The sequence below is a fragment of the Nocardioides massiliensis genome, from assembly GCF_030811215.1.
GTDB classification, from domain to species: domain Bacteria; phylum Actinomycetota; class Actinomycetes; order Propionibacteriales; family Nocardioidaceae; genus Nocardioides_A; species Nocardioides_A massiliensis.
In genome coordinates this window covers 2376365-2394377 of sequence record NZ_JAUSQM010000001.1, presented here as the reverse complement: position 1 = coordinate 2394377, position 18013 = coordinate 2376365, and the positions used below count along the sequence as shown (strand labels likewise).

18 protein-coding genes are annotated in these 18013 nt (G+C 73.0%); all 18 read right to left on the bottom strand.

What is annotated here, in order from left to right; all coding sequences use genetic code 11:
- Positions 1 to 68: 68 nt before the first annotated feature.
- Entirely contained in the window at positions 69 to 1277 is a 1209-nt protein-coding gene (gene ftsY / locus J2S59_RS11870) for a signal recognition particle-docking protein FtsY (protein WP_306825143.1), read from the bottom strand.
- Positions 1278 to 1328: 51 nt separating this feature from the next.
- Positions 1329 to 1526, bottom strand: coding sequence for a hypothetical protein (locus J2S59_RS11865; RefSeq protein WP_068120687.1), 198 nt, complete (start codon positions 1524 to 1526; stop codon positions 1329 to 1331).
- Between the two features lie 160 nt (positions 1527 to 1686).
- Positions 1687 to 2142 carry an acyl-CoA thioesterase gene (locus J2S59_RS11860; RefSeq protein ID WP_068120688.1) on the bottom strand — a complete coding sequence of 152 codons (456 nt, stop codon included), beginning with the start codon at positions 2140 to 2142 and terminating at the stop codon, positions 1687 to 1689.
- Positions 2139 to 5753 carry a chromosome segregation protein SMC gene (gene smc, locus J2S59_RS11855; protein WP_306825142.1) on the bottom strand — a complete coding sequence of 1205 codons (3615 nt, stop codon included), beginning with the start codon at positions 5751 to 5753 and terminating at the stop codon, positions 2139 to 2141. The genes J2S59_RS11860 and smc overlap by 4 nt, the downstream gene beginning before the upstream one ends.
- Positions 5735 to 7159, bottom strand: a complete 1425-nt coding sequence (locus J2S59_RS11850; RefSeq protein ID WP_306825141.1) for a hypothetical protein — start codon at positions 7157 to 7159, stop codon at positions 5735 to 5737. The genes smc and J2S59_RS11850 overlap by 19 nt, the downstream gene beginning before the upstream one ends.
- On the bottom strand, positions 7156 to 7872 hold the full coding sequence (locus J2S59_RS11845; RefSeq protein ID WP_068121502.1) for a hypothetical protein: 717 nt from the start codon (positions 7870 to 7872) through the stop codon (positions 7156 to 7158). Before J2S59_RS11845 ends, J2S59_RS11850 begins: the two co-directional genes overlap by 4 nt.
- On the bottom strand, positions 7869 to 9116 hold the full coding sequence (locus tag J2S59_RS11840) for a putative T7SS-secreted protein (RefSeq protein WP_068121500.1): 1248 nt from the start codon (positions 9114 to 9116) through the stop codon (positions 7869 to 7871). Before J2S59_RS11840 ends, J2S59_RS11845 begins: the two co-directional genes overlap by 4 nt.
- Entirely contained in the window at positions 9116 to 9418 is a 303-nt protein-coding gene (locus tag J2S59_RS11835; RefSeq protein ID WP_068121497.1) for a hypothetical protein, read from the bottom strand. Before J2S59_RS11835 ends, J2S59_RS11840 begins: the two co-directional genes overlap by 1 nt.
- Positions 9419 to 9502: 84 nt before the next feature.
- Positions 9503 to 9709: a hypothetical protein gene (locus J2S59_RS11830; protein ID WP_068121494.1), complete on the bottom strand. Its 207-nt coding sequence runs from the start codon at positions 9707 to 9709 to the stop codon at positions 9503 to 9505.
- A 169-nt stretch (positions 9710 to 9878) separates the two neighbouring features.
- Positions 9879 to 10736, bottom strand: a complete 858-nt coding sequence (gene mutM / locus J2S59_RS11825) for a bifunctional DNA-formamidopyrimidine glycosylase/DNA-(apurinic or apyrimidinic site) lyase (protein WP_306825140.1) — start codon at positions 10734 to 10736, stop codon at positions 9879 to 9881.
- 7 nt (positions 10737 to 10743) lie between these two features.
- On the bottom strand, positions 10744 to 11505 hold the full coding sequence (gene rnc, locus J2S59_RS11820) for a ribonuclease III (protein WP_068122263.1): 762 nt from the start codon (positions 11503 to 11505) through the stop codon (positions 10744 to 10746).
- 14 nt (positions 11506 to 11519) lie between these two features.
- Positions 11520 to 11705 carry a 50S ribosomal protein L32 gene (gene rpmF, locus J2S59_RS11815; protein WP_306825139.1) on the bottom strand — a complete coding sequence of 62 codons (186 nt, stop codon included), beginning with the start codon at positions 11703 to 11705 and terminating at the stop codon, positions 11520 to 11522.
- 1 nt (position 11706) lies between these two features.
- Positions 11707 to 12318, bottom strand: a complete 612-nt coding sequence (locus tag J2S59_RS11810; protein WP_068120921.1) for a YceD family protein — start codon at positions 12316 to 12318, stop codon at positions 11707 to 11709.
- A 119-nt stretch (positions 12319 to 12437) separates the two neighbouring features.
- Entirely contained in the window at positions 12438 to 12953 is a 516-nt protein-coding gene (locus J2S59_RS11805) for a hypothetical protein (protein WP_068120923.1), read from the bottom strand.
- 62 nt (positions 12954 to 13015) lie between these two features.
- Complete coding sequence (gene coaD / locus J2S59_RS11800) at positions 13016 to 13492, bottom strand: pantetheine-phosphate adenylyltransferase (RefSeq protein ID WP_068120928.1); 477 nt, start codon at positions 13490 to 13492, stop codon at positions 13016 to 13018.
- A gap of 55 nt (positions 13493 to 13547) precedes the next feature.
- Positions 13548 to 14111 (bottom strand): 16S rRNA (guanine(966)-N(2))-methyltransferase RsmD, encoded by a 564-nt coding sequence (gene rsmD, locus J2S59_RS11795; RefSeq protein WP_068120926.1) that lies wholly within the window; start codon positions 14109 to 14111, stop codon positions 13548 to 13550.
- The gene (locus J2S59_RS11790; RefSeq protein ID WP_370871485.1) at positions 14108 to 16273 is read right to left on the bottom strand and encodes an ATP-dependent DNA helicase RecG; all 2166 of its coding nucleotides are present in this window, start codon (positions 16271 to 16273) and stop codon (positions 14108 to 14110) included. The genes rsmD and J2S59_RS11790 overlap by 4 nt, the downstream gene beginning before the upstream one ends.
- Complete coding sequence (locus J2S59_RS11785) at positions 16273 to 17961, bottom strand: DAK2 domain-containing protein (protein WP_306825137.1); 1689 nt, start codon at positions 17959 to 17961, stop codon at positions 16273 to 16275. Before J2S59_RS11785 ends, J2S59_RS11790 begins: the two co-directional genes overlap by 1 nt.
- Between the last annotated feature and the right edge of the window lie 52 nt (positions 17962 to 18013).

Below are 18013 nucleotides of genomic sequence, written 5' to 3'. Positions count from 1 at the left end.
CGCTGTGTTGCGGGAATGTGTCGGGCGGCTGTCCGGGCCGGCTGGACGGGCCGGCGGGGAGGGGCCGGTCAGGCCTCCAGCAGGGCGTCCACGAACGCACCGGCGTCGAAGGGCGCCAGGTCGTCGGCACCCTCGCCGAGCCCGACCAGCTTCACGGGCACGCCGAGCTCGCGCTGGACGGCGACGACGATGCCGCCCTTGGCCGAGCCGTCGAGCTTGGTGAGCACGACGCCGGTGACGTTGACGACCTCGCTGAACACCCGCGCCTGCGCCAGGCCGTTCTGGCCCGTGGTCGCGTCGAGGACCAGCAGGACCTCGCTGACCGGCACCTGCTTCTCGATGACGCGCTTGACCTTGCCGAGCTCGTCCATCAGGCCGGCCTTGTTCTGCAGGCGCCCGGCGGTGTCGACAATGACGACGTCGGCGTCCTGCTCGACGCCGCTGCGGACGGCCTCGAACGCCACCGACGCCGGGTCCGATCCCTCCGGTCCACGGACGACGGGCACGCCGACGCGCTCACCCCACGTGCCGAGCTGCTCGGCGGCGGCCGCGCGGAAGGTGTCGGCCGCGCCCAGCACCACCGACTTCTCCTCGGCGACGAGCACCCGGGCGAGCTTGCCGACGGTCGTGGTCTTCCCGGTGCCGTTGACGCCGACGACCAGCGTGACCGCGGGCTTGCCGTCCGCTCCCTGGGTGGCGAGGGTGCGATCCAGGGTCGGGTCGACGAGCGTCAGCAGCTCCTCGCGCAGCACGGTGCGCAGGTCCGTGCCTTCGGCCCCCTCGATCCGCAGCCGGTTGCGCAGCCGCTCGACCAGCTCGGTCGTGGCGGCGACGCCGACGTCCGCGGTGATGAGGGTGTCCTCGAGGTCCTCCCACGCGTCGTCGTCGAGCCGGTCGCGCGACAGCAGCGCCAACAGACCGCGACCGAAGACGTTCTGCGAGCCGGCCAACCGCTGACGCAGGCGCACCAGCCGGCTGGCGGCACCCTCCGGACGCTCCAGCTCCGGAGCCGGGGCGACCTCGGGCTCCGGCGCGAGCTCCGGCTCCGTGACCGCCGCCGGACCCGCCGGCGGCTCGTCCAGGACGGCCGTGCCCGCGTCCGTCGTACGGCCATCGGCCTCGGGGGGTGGCGGCAGCAGGTCGTCGGAGCTGCTGCGGTCCGGCGGCAACGGCCGCGCGCGACGCCGCAGTCGCGGCACGACCAGGGCGGCGAGCAGCACCACGGCCAGGACGCCGAGGACGAGGATCAGCCAGATGTACTCGGAGAGAGTGTCCACGTCGGCCATCCAAGCAGAGGACCCACAACCCTCACGGGCGTGGTCGGGCGGTCACCGGGTGCCGGCGGACGCTTCCTCGCGCTCGCGCTGGTTGTCGAGCGTCGGCAGTGCCTCGACGCCACGCCGCAGCGCGTCCCCCACCCACGGCAGCTGCGGCACCTCCTGCCCGCGGTGGGGGTAGGCGACGTACAGCACGACCGTCCCGGCCAGAACGAGGATCCCAAGCATCAACACGATCATCACGGTCATGGTCCTCATGGTCCCACCCGTTCCTGAACTCAATCCTCAGGAAGGCAGCGGGTTGGAGGTGCGAGTTGGACTGTGTAGGCGAAACTGCGCGACACGCCGACTGGAACGTATACGAAGAGACAGTTTCACTACACGTGTAGTGAAACTGCCGGGGGTCGCGTCAGCGCACCAGGGGTTCGGCGGCGGCGCGGATGACGTCGGGGATGGGGCGGACGGGGCGGTTGCCGGGACCGCGGGTGTTGTCGACGTAGACGTGCACGAAGCGTCCCTCGGCGGCGACCTCGTCGTCGTCGCCCTGGAAGAGCCCGATGCGGTAGATCACCGACGAGGTGCCGAGGCGCTCGACGACGAGTCCCATGTCGATGGGCGCGGGGAAGCCGATCTCACGGAAGTAGCGGCACGACGTCTCCGCGACCACGCCGATCTCGGGCAGCGCGCGCACGTTGACGCCCGTGGCCTCGATGAGGTGGGCGTTGACCGCGGTGTCGAACAGCTCGTAGTAGCGCGCGTTGTTGAGATGGCCGTAGACGTCGTCGTCGGCCCACCGGGTCGTGGCCTGGCGCCAGACGACATAGTCGGTACGCCGTGGGCGCGCGGGCCGTGCGGAGTCACTCATGCCGGCTCCACCTCCCGCAGGCGCTGGCTGATCACGGCCGAGACGCCGTCGCCGCGCATGGTGACGCCGTACAACGCATCCCCCACCTCCATGGTCCGCTTCTGGTGGGTGATGACGAGCAGCTGGCTGGTCTCGCGCAGCTCCTCGTAGATCTCCAGGAGCCGGCCGAGGTTGGTGTCGTCGAGCGCCGCCTCGACCTCGTCGAGGATGTAGAACGGCGAGGGCCGCGCCTTGAAGAGCGCCACCAGGAACGCGACGGCGACCAGCGACCGCTCGCCACCGGAGAGCAGGGAGAGGCGCTTGACCTTCTTGCCGGGCGGACGCGCCTCGACCTCGACGCCGGTGGTGAGCATCGACGACGGGTCGGTCAGCACCAGCTTGCCCTCGCCACCGGGGAAGAGCCGCGAGAAGACGTGGTCGAAGGCGACCCGGACGTCGTTCCACGCCTCGGTGAAGACCTGCTCGACGCGCTCGTCGACCTCGCGGACGATGTCCATGAGGTCCTTGCGGGTCTGTTTGAGGTCCTCCAGCTGCTCGGTGAGGAACTTGTGCCGCTCCTCCATCGCGGAGAACTCCTCGAGCGCGAGCGGGTTGACCCGTCCCAGCATCGCCAGCGCCCGCTCGGCCTTCTTCAACCGCTGCTGCTGCTCCTCGCGGACGTACGGCACACCGGCGGGTACGGCGGGCTCCCCGCCCTCGCTGTCCGGTTCACCCTCCGGCTCGCCCTCTGCGACGGGTTCCGCCGTCGGCGCTTCCGGCGCCTCCACCGGCGGCACGAGCTGGTCGGGGCCGTATTCGGCGACCAGCGCCTCAGGGTCGAGCCCGAGCTCCTCGAGGGCGCGCTCCTCGAGCTGCTCGATGCGCATCCGCTGCTGGGCACGCGCCATCTCGTCGCGGTGGACCGAGTCGACCAGCTTGTCGTGCTCGCGGGCCAGGTCGCGCAGGTCCTCGCGCACCTCGCGCAGCTGCTGCTCGCGGCCGGCGCGGGAGCGCTCGACCGCCGTGCGCTGCTCGGCGGCGCGCTCGATCGAGAACTCCAGGAACCGCAGCACCTGCTCGGTGCCGGCGACGACCGCACGCGCGGTCTCGCCCTCGCGCAGCAACCGCTCGCGGCGCTCCCGGGCCCGCTCGCGGGCCGCCTCCTCCTCCGTGGCGCTGCGCTCGAGCGCGTCGGCCCGACCGTGCAGGGCACGCCCGCGCTCCTCGGCGGTGCGCAGCGCGAGCCGCGCGTCCATCTCGGCCTGCCGCGTCCCACGGGCCTTCTCGGCCAGCTCCTCGCGGACCGTCGTGTCGGGGTCCTCATCGTCGGTGTCCTGGGCGGCGGCGAGCCGCTGCTCGAGCTCCTCGAGCCCAGCGACGTCGGCGTCGCGCGCCTCCTCGGCACGCGTGATCGCCGCGGCCAGGCGGTCGGCCTCCCCCCGCGCCGAACGCACGAGCGAGGCGTGCTGACCGAGCTCCTCCGCGACCGCGGCGAGGGTGGCGTCGGACTCGTGCAGTTGCGCGAGTGCGACGTCGACGCGACGCTGCGCCTCCGAGCGCTCGTTCTCCAGCCGGGTCTGCTCGAAGCCCAGCCGCTCCTCGGTGTGGGCGGCCGCCTCGAGCTGCTGGGTCGCCTCGTCGACGGCCGCCTGGACCTCCAGGAGGCTCGGGGTGCTGGCGGACCCGCCCGTCACCACGAGAGCGCCGAGGACGTCACCCTCGCGGGTGACGGCGGTCAGCTCGGGCCGGCTGCGCACCAACCCCCGGGCGGCCGACAGGTCGTCGACCAGCACCACGTCACCCAGCAGTCGGGCCAGAGCGGGGCGCAGCTCTGCTCCGCAGTCCACCGCGTCCATCGCCCAGACCGCGCCCGATGGCAGGTCGGCGGGTGCCGTCGGCAGACCGATGCCGGAGCCGACCAGGATGCCTGCCCGGCCGAGATCGTCGGCCTTGAGCCGGTCGAGCGCACCCACGGCGGCGTCCAGGTCTGCGACAACGACCGCGTCGGCGGCGGTGCCCAGCGCCGCCGCGATCGCCGCCTCGTAGCCCGACCGGACCGTGACCAGCGCCGCGACCGAGCCGAGGATCCCGGAGAGCTCGTCGCTGGCGGCGAGCAGGCCGGCAGCGCCGTCCTTGCGCTGCAGGCCGAGCTCGAGCGCCTCCTTGCGTGCGGCGAGCGCGGCGCGGTCGCGGTGAGCCTGCTGCACCTGCTCGCGAACGGCGGCGAGGCGGTCCTCGATCTCCGCGAGTGCGGCTGCGGCCTCCTCGTGCTCGGCGTCGAGGCCCTCCTCGCCCGCGTCCAGCCCGGCGATCCGGGTCTCGAGCGAGGTGAAGTCACGCTGGGCCCGCTCGGCGCGTGCCTCGGCCTCGGCCCGCGCTGCGGTCAGCCGCTCGATCTCCGCCTCGGCCGCAGCGGCCCGGCTCTTGACGGTGTTGACCTTGCCCTGCAGGCGCGCCAGACCCTCACGACGGTCCGCAGCCGCGCGCTGCAGCGCGGAGATCCGTTGGTCCTCGGCCTGGTGGGCGGCCTCGGCGTCGTGGCGCGCCGCGACGGCGGCCTCCAGCTCCTCACGGTGACGCGCGATCTCCGCCTCGATCTCCGCCTCCCGCTCCCGCATGCGCGCCGCCTGGGCCCGGAGCTCGTCGGGGTCGCGGGAAGAGGTGGGCTCGCCGGCGTTGGAGGCGTCGCCGGCGTTGCGCACCCGTTCGGCGGCCAGCCCCGCGGTGCCGCGCAACCGCTCGCGCAGCGCGTTGAGCCCGAACCAGACCTCCTGCGCCTGCGACAACGCCGGGAGGTCCTCGCGCAGCGCCGCCTCGAGCTCGGCCTCCTTCGACCGCGCGGCGGCCGTGGCCTGCTCGACCTCCGTACGCCGCGCCACGAGAGCCGACTCGTCGGCCATCTCCTGCTCGAGGGCGGTGCGTGCGGTCACCAGGTCGTCGGCGAGCAGACGCGCCCGCGCGTCGCGCGCGTCGGCCTGCACGACCGCCGCCTGCCGCGCAACCTCGGCCTGCTTGCCCAGCGGCTTGAGCTGGCGGCGGATCTCGGTCAGCAGGTCCTGCAGCCGGGTCAGGTTGCCGTCGGTGGAGTCGAGCTTCCGCAGCGCCTTCTCCTTGCGCTTGCGGTGCTTGAGGACCCCGGCCGCCTCCTCGATGAAGCCACGCCGGTCCTCCGGGGTCGCGTGCAGGATCGAGTCGAGCTGCCCCTGCCCGACGATCACGTGCATCTCGCGGCCGATCCCGGAGTCCGACAACAGCTCCTGGACGTCGAGCAGGCGACAGCCCTGCCCGTTGATGGCGTACTCCGAGCCGCCGTTGCGGAACATCGTGCGCGAGATCGTGACCTCGGCGTACTCGATCGGCAGCGCGCCGTCGGAGTTGTCGATGGTCAGCTGCACCTCGGCGCGGCCCAGCGGCGGGCGCCCGGAGGTGCCGGCGAAGATGACGTCCTCCATCTTGCCGCCGCGCAACGACTTCGCCCCCTGCTCCCCCATCACCCAGGCGAGCGCGTCGACGACGTTGGACTTGCCCGACCCGTTGGGTCCGACGATGCAGGTGATGCCGGGCTCGAGCTGGAGGGTGGTGGCGGAGGCGAACGACTTGAAGCCCCGGAGCGTCAGGGACTTGAGGTACATCGGTGCGGACTCCTCACGAGCGGCGGGCAGGCGCTGACGGCGCATCTTGCCAAAGACGCCCCGTGGGGAAGCAGCGAGCACAGCGTACGACGCCTGCGCCGGCACCGCGGGAAGCGGACCGGGGCGGCCAGCGGCCGGTCAGGGGCGGTCAGGAGCGGCGGTGGACGAGCGGCGCGAGCGCGGCAGCCGGGCCACGTCCGCTGAGCACCCACAGGTCCTCCGGACCGGAGCCCTCGCGCTCGTCCACGACGACCACCACCCCCCGGCGGGGCCAGGGCGCCGGGCATCCGCACCGGCGTCACCCCGCGGATGGCCGCCGCTGGCACGGTGACCCCGGGGACCGCGTCATCGGCAGGACGCAGCTCCAGCGACCCGTCGGGACCCCTCACCACGTCGACAGGTCGGGCGCGGCCCACCCCCAGCCGGTCGGCGGGCCCGGCCGTGAACGCGTGCACCAGGGGTCGGTGGCGTCGCCGGGTCGCCTCGAGTGCGACGAGGACACCGACGCCCAGCATGGCCGCGACGGCCAGCAGCGCCTGGGACTCACTGGTGGTGACCTGCACGCCGAGCGTGACGAGCAGACCGCAGAAGAAGGCGACCCAGACGAATCGCGCTGCTCGGGCCGGGCGCAGGGGCGCATCCGTCGGTGCGACGCCGGGGTGCAGCAGCGCACGCCGGGCCAGCAGCACCTCGCGCTCGATCCACCGCTGGTGATAGGCGACCTGACGGCGGAACGCCTCCCGGTAGGCCAACCCGAGCAGGGTCGCCGCCGGCACCAGGCAGACGACCACCGCGACCGCACCCCCGACGCGGTGTGGGGTCTCGGCGAAGGGAAGGACGACGGCCAGCAGCCCGACGAATCCGATCATGAAGGGCAAGGTCGCCACGAGGTGGCCGCGCGGACCCATGGCGAGGATCGATGCCCACTCGCGCGTCGCGCGACGGTCGGCGGCCTCCTCGAGGTCGGCGGCGTCGCGTCGGTCCCAGGCCGTGGCCAGGTCGCCGGGCTCGCCGGCCGGGAGCGCCCGCGCCGCAGCCGTCCGGTCGAGGTCACGCCAGTGCACCGCCGCCTCCGCCTCGCGTGCGGTCAGCATCAGGGCACGGCACAGCGCACGTCCCCCGCGCCACAGGACGAGCGCCGCTGCGGCGAGGACGAGGACGAGCGCCAGCACGGAGTCGTCGGCGAGGTCACCGGTCACACCCTGCAGCGCCATCAGCACGACGAGGAGCACCGCCAGCATCCATGCGGTCGCCGGCGCCATCCGGCGCAGGCCCCAGGTCCGGCGGTCGAGCTCAGCCACCGCCCGGTCCTGCGCGATGAGCAGCGCCTCGCGGCTCGGGTACGCCGATGCCGGCGGCACCTCGGTCAGGACGTCGCTGTCGACCCCGGCTGCCCCCACGCTCACGGCGACGGCTCCGCCGCCAGTCCGGTGTCGAGGACCGAACCGGCACCGATCGCCGTCACGAGGCCCCCAAGCTCGAGGACCTGGTCGGGGTCGATGCAGATGCCGAGCACGCCGAGTGCGACCGAGGAGCCGTGGGCGCCGGTGATCGTCGCTGCGACGCCGACCTCGCCCACCTCCGCGTGGGCGGGCCCGCCGGCGACCGCGTGCCCACCCAGGCCGGCCACGAGCGGGCCGATGCCCTCCGGCAGCTGGGGGGTGAAGGACCCGAGCACGCCGACGCCCCACCCCATCCGGCTCTCGAACGGCTCGACGTAGGTCCTCGTCTCGTCCCAGCGCTGCCCGAGCACCCGGGCGAACAGCGTGCCGACGTCGAGCTCGTCGGGCGTCGGCACCTCGAGCGCTGCGACCAGCACGTGCCAGTGGACCGGGACGGGGGTGTGCTCACCGGCAGGCACCCCGACGAAACCGTGCACGAGCACGTGGGCCGAGGTGAGCAGCTCCCGCCACCGCATCATGCCGTCCACCGCTGCCGCGATCTGCTCGGCCGAGGCCGTGGGCAGCATGCGCCGGAACAGCACGTCGAGCTCGGTGCGTGCCTGCACGGGATCCGCGGGGTGCAGGAGGTCGTAGAAGTCCGGCGGGAGCAGGAGATCGACCTTGGCGTCCGCGCCGAGGGGCACGGTGCCGCGTCCGGCGGTGGGGTCGGGACTCATCGCACCACCACGGGGTCGTTGGTCCACCGGCGCGGGTAGGAGGAGCCGGAGAACAGCCCGCCGGCGAAGCCTGCCGTGTCGCCGCCGCCGATGATCAGCTCGCCCAAGCCCCAGTAGGTGCCGCGCAGGTTGACGGTCCGCAGGACGAACTCGGCGGTCTCCATCGTCGGGACCTTCCCAGCCATGATGCTGAAGAAGCCGTAGGGGACCTCACGGGTGCCACCGATGAGCAGCTGCGGGACCTGGCGGGTGTTGCCACTGAGCCGCGCGGCCGCGGTGAGGTGGTTGCCCAGCGCCATCCCGCCGACCCCGATGGCCAGGGAGACCGCTCCGATCCAGAACTCCCCGGTGGTCATCGGCTCCAGCCAGCTGCCCGTCGTGCCGGCGTCGGCCAGGTAGTTGGCGAGGAACGAGATGGCCGCGAGCGCCAGGGCCGGGCCAGCGAGCCAGTTCAATCCCGGGATGAAGGCGAGCAGGCCGAGGATGGTCGACAGCAGACCGGTCAGCTCGCCGATGAACTCCAGCAGCGGCGCGATCTTGTGCAGGAAGTCCAGCACTGCGTCGCTGAGGTCGGCGAGCAGGTCGCCCAGCGCGGAGAGCGCGCCGCTGATCGCCTCGACCGCCCGGTCGAACCATCCCGGCTCGGCCGGCGCCGCGTCGATCGCGTTGGCCAGCATCCCGGCGATGTCGCGCGCACGTGTTTCGTACTCCTCCTGCAGGTCCTCGGCGGCATCGCGGGCGTTCTCCAGCCGGGTCCGCGCCGCAGAGAGCGCCGCCCCCTGCACCCGGCGGGTGTCGGCGTCGGACTCGGCCCGCGTGCGCTCGGCGGGGTCCTCCGGCAACGGCGTGCCGGGCGGCGCCTCCGGCGGGAGGCCGTCGAGCACGGCGGAGGCGGCGTCGATGTCGTCCTGGGCGTTGCGGGCACGCTCCTCGACCGCACGGGCGCGCTGCTGGAAGAGCGCGAGGTCGTCGGACCAGGTGTCGAGGGCGCGGTAGGCGTCACCGAAGGCCAGCTCGGCGCTGTCGATCTTGGGGCGCAGGTCCTCGGCGAGCAGGTCGCGGAAGGCGATCGCCGCCTGGCCGCGCCACTCCCCGTCGGCCGCACCGTGCAGGACGCTGCGGATCTCGGTCAGCGCATGGGCGGTGGTGCGCAGGGTGCGGACGGTCTGGGTGACCGCCCAGACATCGCCGGGAGTCGGGTCGAAGCCGAGGTTCGGGTAGTCCGCAGCGGAGGTGGGTGCCATCAGGACACCCCGTTGGCGTCATTGAGCGCGTTGGCGAGGTCGGTGTCGGCCTGCTGAAACGCCTCCTCGATCGAGGTGAGCGCCTCCACCGCCGAGGCAGTGAACTCGCCCAGCTGCGCGATGCCGTAGGCCCACTCGTCGGCGAACTCGGTCACGCGCGAACGCAGCTTCGCCGGCCCGAGCTCGGTGCCGTCCAGCGCCTTCATGTCGTTGGCGGGCCGGCTCAGCATGGTCTCGATGCGCCCCAGGTTGGTGCGGACGCGACGCAGCATCCCGGCATCGATGTAGAGATCGTCACCCACGTCAAGACTCCCCCGTCAGCGCTGGCGTGTGCGGGACCATCGTAACGAAGAACCGTCGGGGGCGGACGACGGGCGGGGCTGGGTTCAGGCGGGCTGCATGCTGGAGTCGTCCAACGCGAGCAGCGGCCGGTCGGCCAGGGCGGCGGCGAGCGCGTCGTTGTCGGCCTGGAGTCGCAGCACGTGTGCCTCGAGGTCGGCCACCCGCTCGCGGAGCCGACGGTTCTCGGCGACCAGACGCGCGTGCACGCGGGGGTCAGTGGTGCTCATGTGACCGAGCAGGGCCTTGGCCATGGGGTTCCTTCCACCGGGGTGGTGCTCACCGGGCGCGAGGGCGAGCGGTGTCGGGTGCCGGGCTGTGGTCCGAGGGGCCGGACCCGGCCTCCGCGCAGACGACTCCCAAGAATCTCACCGTTGCCCTGCTGGGTCAATCCGGGCGGGGCATCGTCGGCACGGGCGTGGGTCAGCGCGTACGCCGTCGCAGCCGCGGCGGCGGCTGGCAGGTCGGGCAGAAGTACGACGAGCGGTTCATGAACGCCACCCGGCGGATGGGCGTCGCGCAGCGCGCGCAGGGCAGTCCCTCCTGGCCGTAGGCGTGCAGGGACCGGTCGAAGTAGCCGCTCTCGCCGTTGACGTTGACATACAACGCGTCGAACGACGTCCCGCCCTCGGCGAGCGCGGCCTGCATCACGGCCCGGGCGTGAGCGACGAGCTCGACGGCCTCACCCTGCTTCAGTCGGGTGCCCGGCCGGTCACCGTGCTGCTGGGCCCGCCACAGGGCCTCGTCGGCATAGATGTTGCCGACCCCGCTGACCAGCGTCTGGTCGAGCAGCTGGCGCTTGAGACCGACCTCGCGCCGGCGCAGCCGACGGGCGAAGGCCACGTCGTCGAACAGCGGATCCAACGGGTCGCGGGCGATGTGGGCGATCTCGGCGGGGAGGTCCGCCCCGTCCGGGGACACGAGCAGCCCGCCGAACATGCGCTGGTCGACGAACCGCAGCTCCTGGCCGTCGTCGAGGGTGAAGCGCACCCGCAGGTGCCGCTCATCGGCCGCAGACGACGGCTGGACCAGCATCTGCCCGCTCATGCCGAGGTGGCCGAGCACGGCTGCGCCGTCGTCGAGCGCGAGCCAGAAGTACTTCCCGCGCCGGCGCACGTCGAGCACGACCCGGCCCTCCGTGCGGCTCGCGAAGTCCGCCGGCCCGGCCGTGTGGCGGCGTACGGGACGGGGGTGGAGGACCGTCGTGACGGTCAGTCGCCGTCCGACGACGTGCCGCTCGAGCCCTCGGCGGACGACCTCGACCTCCGGCAGCTCGGGCACGGCGTGGTCAGTCCTGGCCGGGCGGCGGCGCCTGGGGCGCCGGTCCGGCGCTGCGCGCCTGCTCCGACAGCGCCGTGTAGGCGGTCTCGGCGGCCTGCTGCTCGGCTTCCTTCTTGGATCGGCCCGTGCCGTGGCCGTAGAGCTGCTCGCCCACGCGGACGCGTGCGGTGAAGGTCTTCTCGTGGTCGGGACCGGAGTCCTCGATGACGTACTCCGGCACGCCGAGGCCGTGCTCGGCGGCCAGCTCCTGCAGGCTCGTCTTCCAGTCCAGGCCGGCGCCGAGGGCTGCTGCCGCCTCCATCAGCGGGTCGAAGAGCCGGTGCACGACCTCGGTCGCGACCTCGAAGCCGGCACTGAGGTAGACCGCCCCGATGATCGCCTCGACGGTGTCGGACAGGATCGAGGACTTGTCGCGCCCGCCGGTGGCCTCCTCGCCGCGACCGAGCTTGATGTGCTCACCCAGACCGATGGTGCGCGCCACCTGCGCGAGTGCGCGGGCGTTCACCACCGCTGCCCGCAGCTTCGCCAGCCGTCCCTCGGAGAGGTCGGGATGGGTGCGGTACAGCGTCTCGGTGACGACGACGCCGAGCACCGAGTCGCCGAGGAACTCCAGGCGCTCGTTGGTCGGCAGCCCGCCGTTCTCGTAGGCGTAGGACCGGTGCGTCAGGGCATGCTCGAGCAGCTCGGGAGCCAGGGACGGCTCACCGAGCTGCTTGCGCAGGTCGTCGTACGCATCGGCGCTCGCCGACGCCGTGGACGCCTCGCCCACGCCGACGTCGCTGGTCAGAGGACCTGACGCCGGTTGTTGCGAGCGCCGTACTGGCCGCACTCGCCGCACGCCCGGTGCGGGAGGTGCTTGGCGTTGCAGGCGGGGTTGGCGCAGTCGACCAGGGAAGGCGCGACGGCCTTCCACTGCGAACGACGGTGCCGCGTGTTGCTGCGCGACATCTTCCGCTTCGGGACTGCCACTTCACTCACTCCTCTTCGGCTCGGACCCCGTCGGCCCGGCTTCGCCTGTTGCAGAACGGTCGGATGGACCGTCGGACTGTTCTCTCAGCGCCGTGAGGCCGGCCCACCGGGGGTCGATCGGCTCCTCGTGCTGGTGGTCGGGGTCGTCAGCCAGGCGTGCACCACACTCGATGCACAGCCCCGGACAGTCGTCCCGGCACAGCGGCTGGAAGGGCAGTGAGAGCACTATCCCGTCCCGCAGCAGTGGTTCGAGGTCGAGCAGGTCCCCGTCGAGACGGAAGACCCCCTCCTCCTCATCGTCCTCAATGTCGCTGTCGTCATAGACGAACAGCTCCTGGACGTCGACCTCGATGGGTTCCGAGAGCGACTCCAGGCACCGTGCGCACTCGCCCTCCAGTCCGGCCGTGGCCGTCCCGGTGACGAGCACCCCCTCCATGACCGCCTCCAGGCGGAGCCTGAGCTCCACCGGCGACCCTTCGGGAACGCTGAGCACCTCGATACCGAGTTCTGGTGGTGCCGGGACGGAGAGGTCGACCTCCCGTTGCGACCCCGGGCGTCGGCCGAGCTCGCGTGTGTCGAGCACGAGCGGCGCTCTCGGGTCGAGGTTGGTCACAGTCCTACTTCGTCACGGCACAACAGAACAGCACGAGTTTACCGATGGGCGGCCCCGGCGCGAAATCGCGGTGGGCCAGCGGTTGCTCAGCGGTTGCCCAGCGGTTGCCCAGCGGTGGCTCAGCGGTCGGCCTCGAGGTGCTCGGGCAGCCGGATCGCGTCCACGTCGTCGCCGCCGAGACGGTCGAGCGCCGCGCGTCCCGCGAGCCGGTCCCGGCCGCGGCGCACCGCTTCGAGGGTCCGCTCGAGCGTGATCTCGAAGTTCGCCAGCGAGGAGTCGACGTAGTCGTCGGTCTCCTTGCGCAGCTCGCTCGCCTCGGTCTGGGCGTCGATGACCAGCGCCTCGCCCTTGCGGCGGGCGACCGAGAAGACCTCCGTGTCGGAGACCAGTCGGTCGCGCTCGAAGTGGGCGTCCTTGATGATCTGGTCGGCCTGGGCGTTGGCCTCGGCGATGAGCCGGTCGCGCTCGGCGAGCACCCGGCCCGACTCCGCGCCGGCCTCGTCGACCGCGGCCTGCAGCTCGTCGACCAGGCGCAGCATCTCGGCGCGGTTGACCACCACCGAGGTCGACATCGGCATCGCGCGCGCTGCGGTGATCGCGGTACGCAGCGCGTCCAGCCGGTCGTTGACGTCCACTCGTGCTCCCTCCGGCCCCGACGGCGTCAGGGCCAGCCCAGTATTCCCGGTGCGTGCCCGGCTCATGCGTCGAGGCGCGCGCGCAGCCGCTCGAGGACCGCAGGAGACAGGAACGGCGTGACGTCACCGCCGAACGCCGCGACCTCCTTGACCAGGCTGGAGGACACGAAGGACAGCTCGGGATCGGTCGCCACGAAGACGGTCTCGACGCCGGTCAGCCGTGCGTTCATGTGGGCCATCGGCAGCTCGAAGTCGAAGTCCGAGGCGTTGCGCAGACCCTTGACGATCGCCGCGATGTCGCGCTCGCGGCAGAAGTCGACCAGCAGGCCGCTGAACCCGGCGACGGAGACGTTCGGCAGGTGGGCCGTGGCCTCCTCGAGCATCTCGATGCGCTCCTCGGGCGAGAACAACCGGCGCTTGGAGGGGTTGGTGCCGATCGCGATGACGAGCTCGTCGAAGAGCGCAGCCGCCCGGCCGAAGATGTCGACGTGCCCCAGGGTCACCGGGTCGAACGTTCCCGGACACACGGCCTTGCCCACGCGCACCTCCACTCCCGGATCCGCTGCTCCCCGCGGCCACCTGCGGGGGCATGCCTCACACGTCGGCGCGACCGTACCAAAGCGTGGTCTCGCCATAGGCCCGCGTGCGGACCACCGAGACCGGCGCGGACCACTGCAGCGGGTCGCTGCGGGTCGCGCGCTCGACCACGACCACCGCCTCGCTGGCGAGCCACCCGTGGACGGCCAGAGCGGCGACCACCGCGTCGACCGCGGTCGAGGTCACCGGGTAGGGCGGGTCGGCGAACACGACGTCGTACGCCGCCTTGGCCGGTGCCGCGACGATGCGTGCGACGTCGCCCGCGACGACCTCGGCATTGGGGAGCCCGAGGGTGCGGACGTTGTCGCGCAGCACCTTCAGCACGCGTTTGTCCTGCTCGACCAGGGTCGCCGCCGCGGCGCCGCGGGAGAGGGCCTCGAGTCCGACAGCACCGCTGCCGGCGTACAGATCGAGGACGCGGACGTCCTCCCACCCGCCGAGCTCGGACTCCAGGGAGGAGAACAGCGCCTCGCGGACCCGGTCGGCGGTCGGCCGGGTGACGCTCCCCTCCGGCGTGCGCAGCCGGTGGCCCCGGGCGGCGCCGGCGATGATCCGCGTCATCCGCGCTCCAGGTAGTCACCGCGGCCGCTGTGCTCCAGCTCCGAGACGGCCTCCATCAGGTCGGGCGCCCCCAGCAGCGCGGGGTCCTCGGCGAGATAGGCGGCCGCGGCATCGCGCGCCTCGGCGATGACGTGCTCGTCGGCCACCACCGAGAGGTGGCGGAAGCCCGATGCCGTGCCGGCCTGCGCCGCGCCGAGCACGTCGCCCTCGCGACGCGTGGCCAGGTCGAGCTGCGCGACCGCGAAGCCGTCGGAGGTGTCGGCCATCGCCTGCAACCGCTGGAACGACGGCGAGTCCGGCAGGACGCGGGTGACGAGCAGGCACAGGCCGGCGGCCGAGCCTCGCCCGACCCGGCCCCGGATCTGGTGCAGCTGCGACAGGCCGAACCGGTCGGCGTCGAGGACGACCATGACGGTGGCGTTGGGGACGTCGACGCCGACCTCCACCACCGTCGTGCACACGAGCACGTCGATCTCACCCTCGGCGAAGGCGCGCATCACCTTGTCCTTGTGGTCCGGCGCCTGTCGGCCGTGCAGCCGGTCCACGCGCAGCGCCGCGAGCGGACCGGCGGCGAGGAGGTCGGCGACCGACTCGACGGCAGCGCCGGCGGGGTCGTCGCCGTCGGCCTCGATCTTGGGACAGAGCACGAACGCCTGGTGGCCGGCCGCGACCTCCTCGCTGATGCGCTCCCACGCACGGTCGAGCCAGCCCGGCCGCGCGCTGATCGGGACCAGCGTCGTCTGCACCCCGGCGCGACCGCGCGGGACCTCGGTGAGCAGCGACGTCTCCAGGTCGCCGAAGACCGTCATGGCGACCGTGCGCGGGATCGGCGTCGCGGTCATGACGAGCAGGTGCGGCGGCCGGTCGGACTTGGCCGTCAGCTCGGCGCGCTGCTCCACTCCGAAGCGGTGCTGCTCGTCGACCACCACGAGGCCGAGGTCGGCGAAGTCGACCTTCTCCTGCAGGAGCGCGTGGGTGCCGACCACGATGCCGGCGGCGCCGGAGGCGATCTCGAGCAGCGCGGCACGGCGGGCCGCGGCGGGCAGCGAGCCGGTGAGCAGGGTGACTCGGGTCGCCTGGTCGGAGCCGCCGAGCATGCCCGCCTCGGCCAGGGGGCCGAGCATCTCGCGCAGCGAGCGGGCGTGCTGCTGCGCGAGGACCTCGGTCGGTGCCAGCAGCGCGGCCTGTCCCCCGCCGTCGACCGTGCGCAGCATCGCGCGCAGTGCGACGATGGTCTTGCCGGAGCCGACCTCGCCCTGGAGCAGGCGCTGCATCGGGTGTGTCTGCGCGAGGTCGTCGAGGATCTGGGCCGAGACCTCCTGCTGTCCCTGGGTGAGCTCGAACGGCAGTCGCTGGTCGAAGGCGTCGAGCAGGCCGCCCTCGCGCGGCAGTCGCGCCGTGCTGGCGATCGAGCGCAGCGCCACGCGGCGGCGCGCCAGCAGGGTCTGGGCGGTGAACGCCTCGGCGAACTTCCAGTACTCCTGCGACCGCTCCACCTGCGCCAGGTCGGTCGGGCGGTGGATCCACTCCAAGGCCTGACGTCCGGTGACGAGCCCGCGAGCGCGGCGTACGGACGTCGGGACCACCTCGGGCCAGTCGTCGAGCAGCTCCAGGACGAGCTTGACGAGGTCGCGCAGCTGCCAGGTCTGGACCTTCGCCGAGGCCGGGTAGACCGGGGTCAGGTCGGGCTGGAGCTCGAACTCCAGCGCGGCGTCGTCCTCGCTGCCGAAGGTCGTGGCGTCGGGATGGGTCAGCTGCAGCTGTCCGCGGAACTCCCCCAGCTTGCCCGAGAAGATCCCGACGGTGCCGGGGCGGTAGCGGTCCATCCGCCAGTCGGCGATGTGCTGGCGGCGGTCGAAGAAGGTCAGCAGCAGCCGGCCGCCCTCGACCGCGACGACGAGCTCGACGCGGAAGGCCTGGCGGTTGGTCCGCCGATCGGTGTAGGGCCGCACCTGCGCGTCGACGACGCGGCCCACGACGCTCACATGGGTGTCGGGCTCCATGTCGGCCAGCGTGCTGAGCTCGCCCTTCGCGACGTAGCGACGCGGGTGGTGGTGCAGGAGATCGGCGACGGTGTGGAGCCCGAGCTTGGCGAGTGCCTCACCACCCTTCTTGCCCCCGGCGAGCTGGCTGAGCCGCGTGTGCGGCGACACTGCCGCCATCACTCGACCGCGACGAGCAGCGGGTAGCGCTCCTGCCCGCCCTCGTAGACGACGACGTCGACGGTCGGATGGGTGGCCTCCAGGTGCGCGGCGCAGCGCCCGGCGAGCTCGGCTCCGTCGACCCCCGCGACGATCGTGACCAGCTCCCCACCCCCGCCGAGCAGCCGCTCGAGCACGGTCACGGCCACGGCGTAGAGGTCGGCTCCCACCTCCACGAAGTCGCCCTCGATCGCGCCCAGGACGTCACCGGGCCGGCAGGCACCCGCCGTGGTCATCGCCTCCTTGACCGCCACGGTCACCGCGCCGTGGCGCGCGTGCCGGGCCGAGGCCGTCATCTGGACCAGGTCCTGCTCGAAGCTGCGGCCGGGCTCGTGGACGGCGAGGGCGGCCAGGCCCTGGACCTGGGCGGTCGTCGGCACGACCGCGACGCGTACGTCGTGGTCGGTCTCGGCGGTGCGGGCAGCAGCCTCCGCCACCCGCACCGAGTCGCCGTCGTTGGGCAGCACGACCACCTCGGCCGCGCCGGACCCGGTGATGGCCTGCAGCAGGTCACCGGTCGAGGGCCGCCGACCCGGCCCGCCGCTGACCACGACGGCACCGCACTCCGCGAAGAGCTCCGCCAGGCCGGGGCCTGCTGCGACGACCACGACCTTGCGGCCCTTCCGATCGGTCGGGACGACGGCACGCGCACGCCCGATCTGCTCGGCGAAGTGCGTCACCTTCACCCGGCGCGGGCGACCGGCGACGAGCCCCGCCTCGATCGCGGCCCCCACGTCGTCGACGTGGACGTGGACGTTCCAGAGCCCGTCACCCCCCACGACGACGAGCGAGTCCCCCAGGCTGCGCAGGGTGCGGCGCAGCTCGGGGATCGACGCGTCGTCGGCGTCGAGGAGGTACATCACCTCGTAGGCCGGTCCCTCCGCAGTCAGATCGCCGCTCGGCAACGGCACGGGGATCCGGCGTGGCTCGCCGAGCCGGAAGGTCGACCCGACCGCGCGCTTGCCGGTGATCGCGGACTCGGCCGCGTCGAGGACCACGCACAGGCCACGGCCGCCGGCGTCGACGACGCCGGCGTCGCGCAGCACCGGCAGCTGCTCCGGCGTGCGCGCCAGTGCCTCGCGCGCTGCGGTCGCGGCGGCGCCGATGACGTGGCCCAACCGGGTCGTGGGCACCGCGGCCACGGCGCGAGCAGCGTCGCTGGCCGCGCGGGCCACCGACAAGATGGTGCCCTCCACCGGGTCGCCGACCGCGGCATAGCTCGCCTCGGTCGCCGCCACCAGTGCCTCGGCGAAGACCTCCGCCGTGCGGTCACCGACCTGGGCGGCCGCGATCCGCCCGGCGAACGCCGCGATCACCTGGCACAGGATCACGCCGGAGTTGCCGCGCGCGCCCAGCAACGCGCCGCGGCCCAGCGCCGTCAGCGCCGTGCTCAGGTCTGCGTCGGGGTCACCGCCGGTCGCGGCGAGCATCGCGTCGCGGGCCGCCTGGAAGGTGAGGTACATGTTGGTGCCGGTGTCGCCGTCCGGCACCGGGTAGACGTTGAGGGCGTCGATCTCCTCGCGCGCCTCGGCCAGCCGGTCGACGGCCAGGTCGCAGAACCGGGTGACGACCGCGAGATCGAGCGAGCCCACCTGGTCGACCGGCGGCAGGGACGCACGCACACCGGGCGCGGGCGCGTCGTGGTCCACGTCCCTGGCCTCCTGCTCCTGTGGGTCCGAGCGGCGTCGCGGCTTGCGCTAC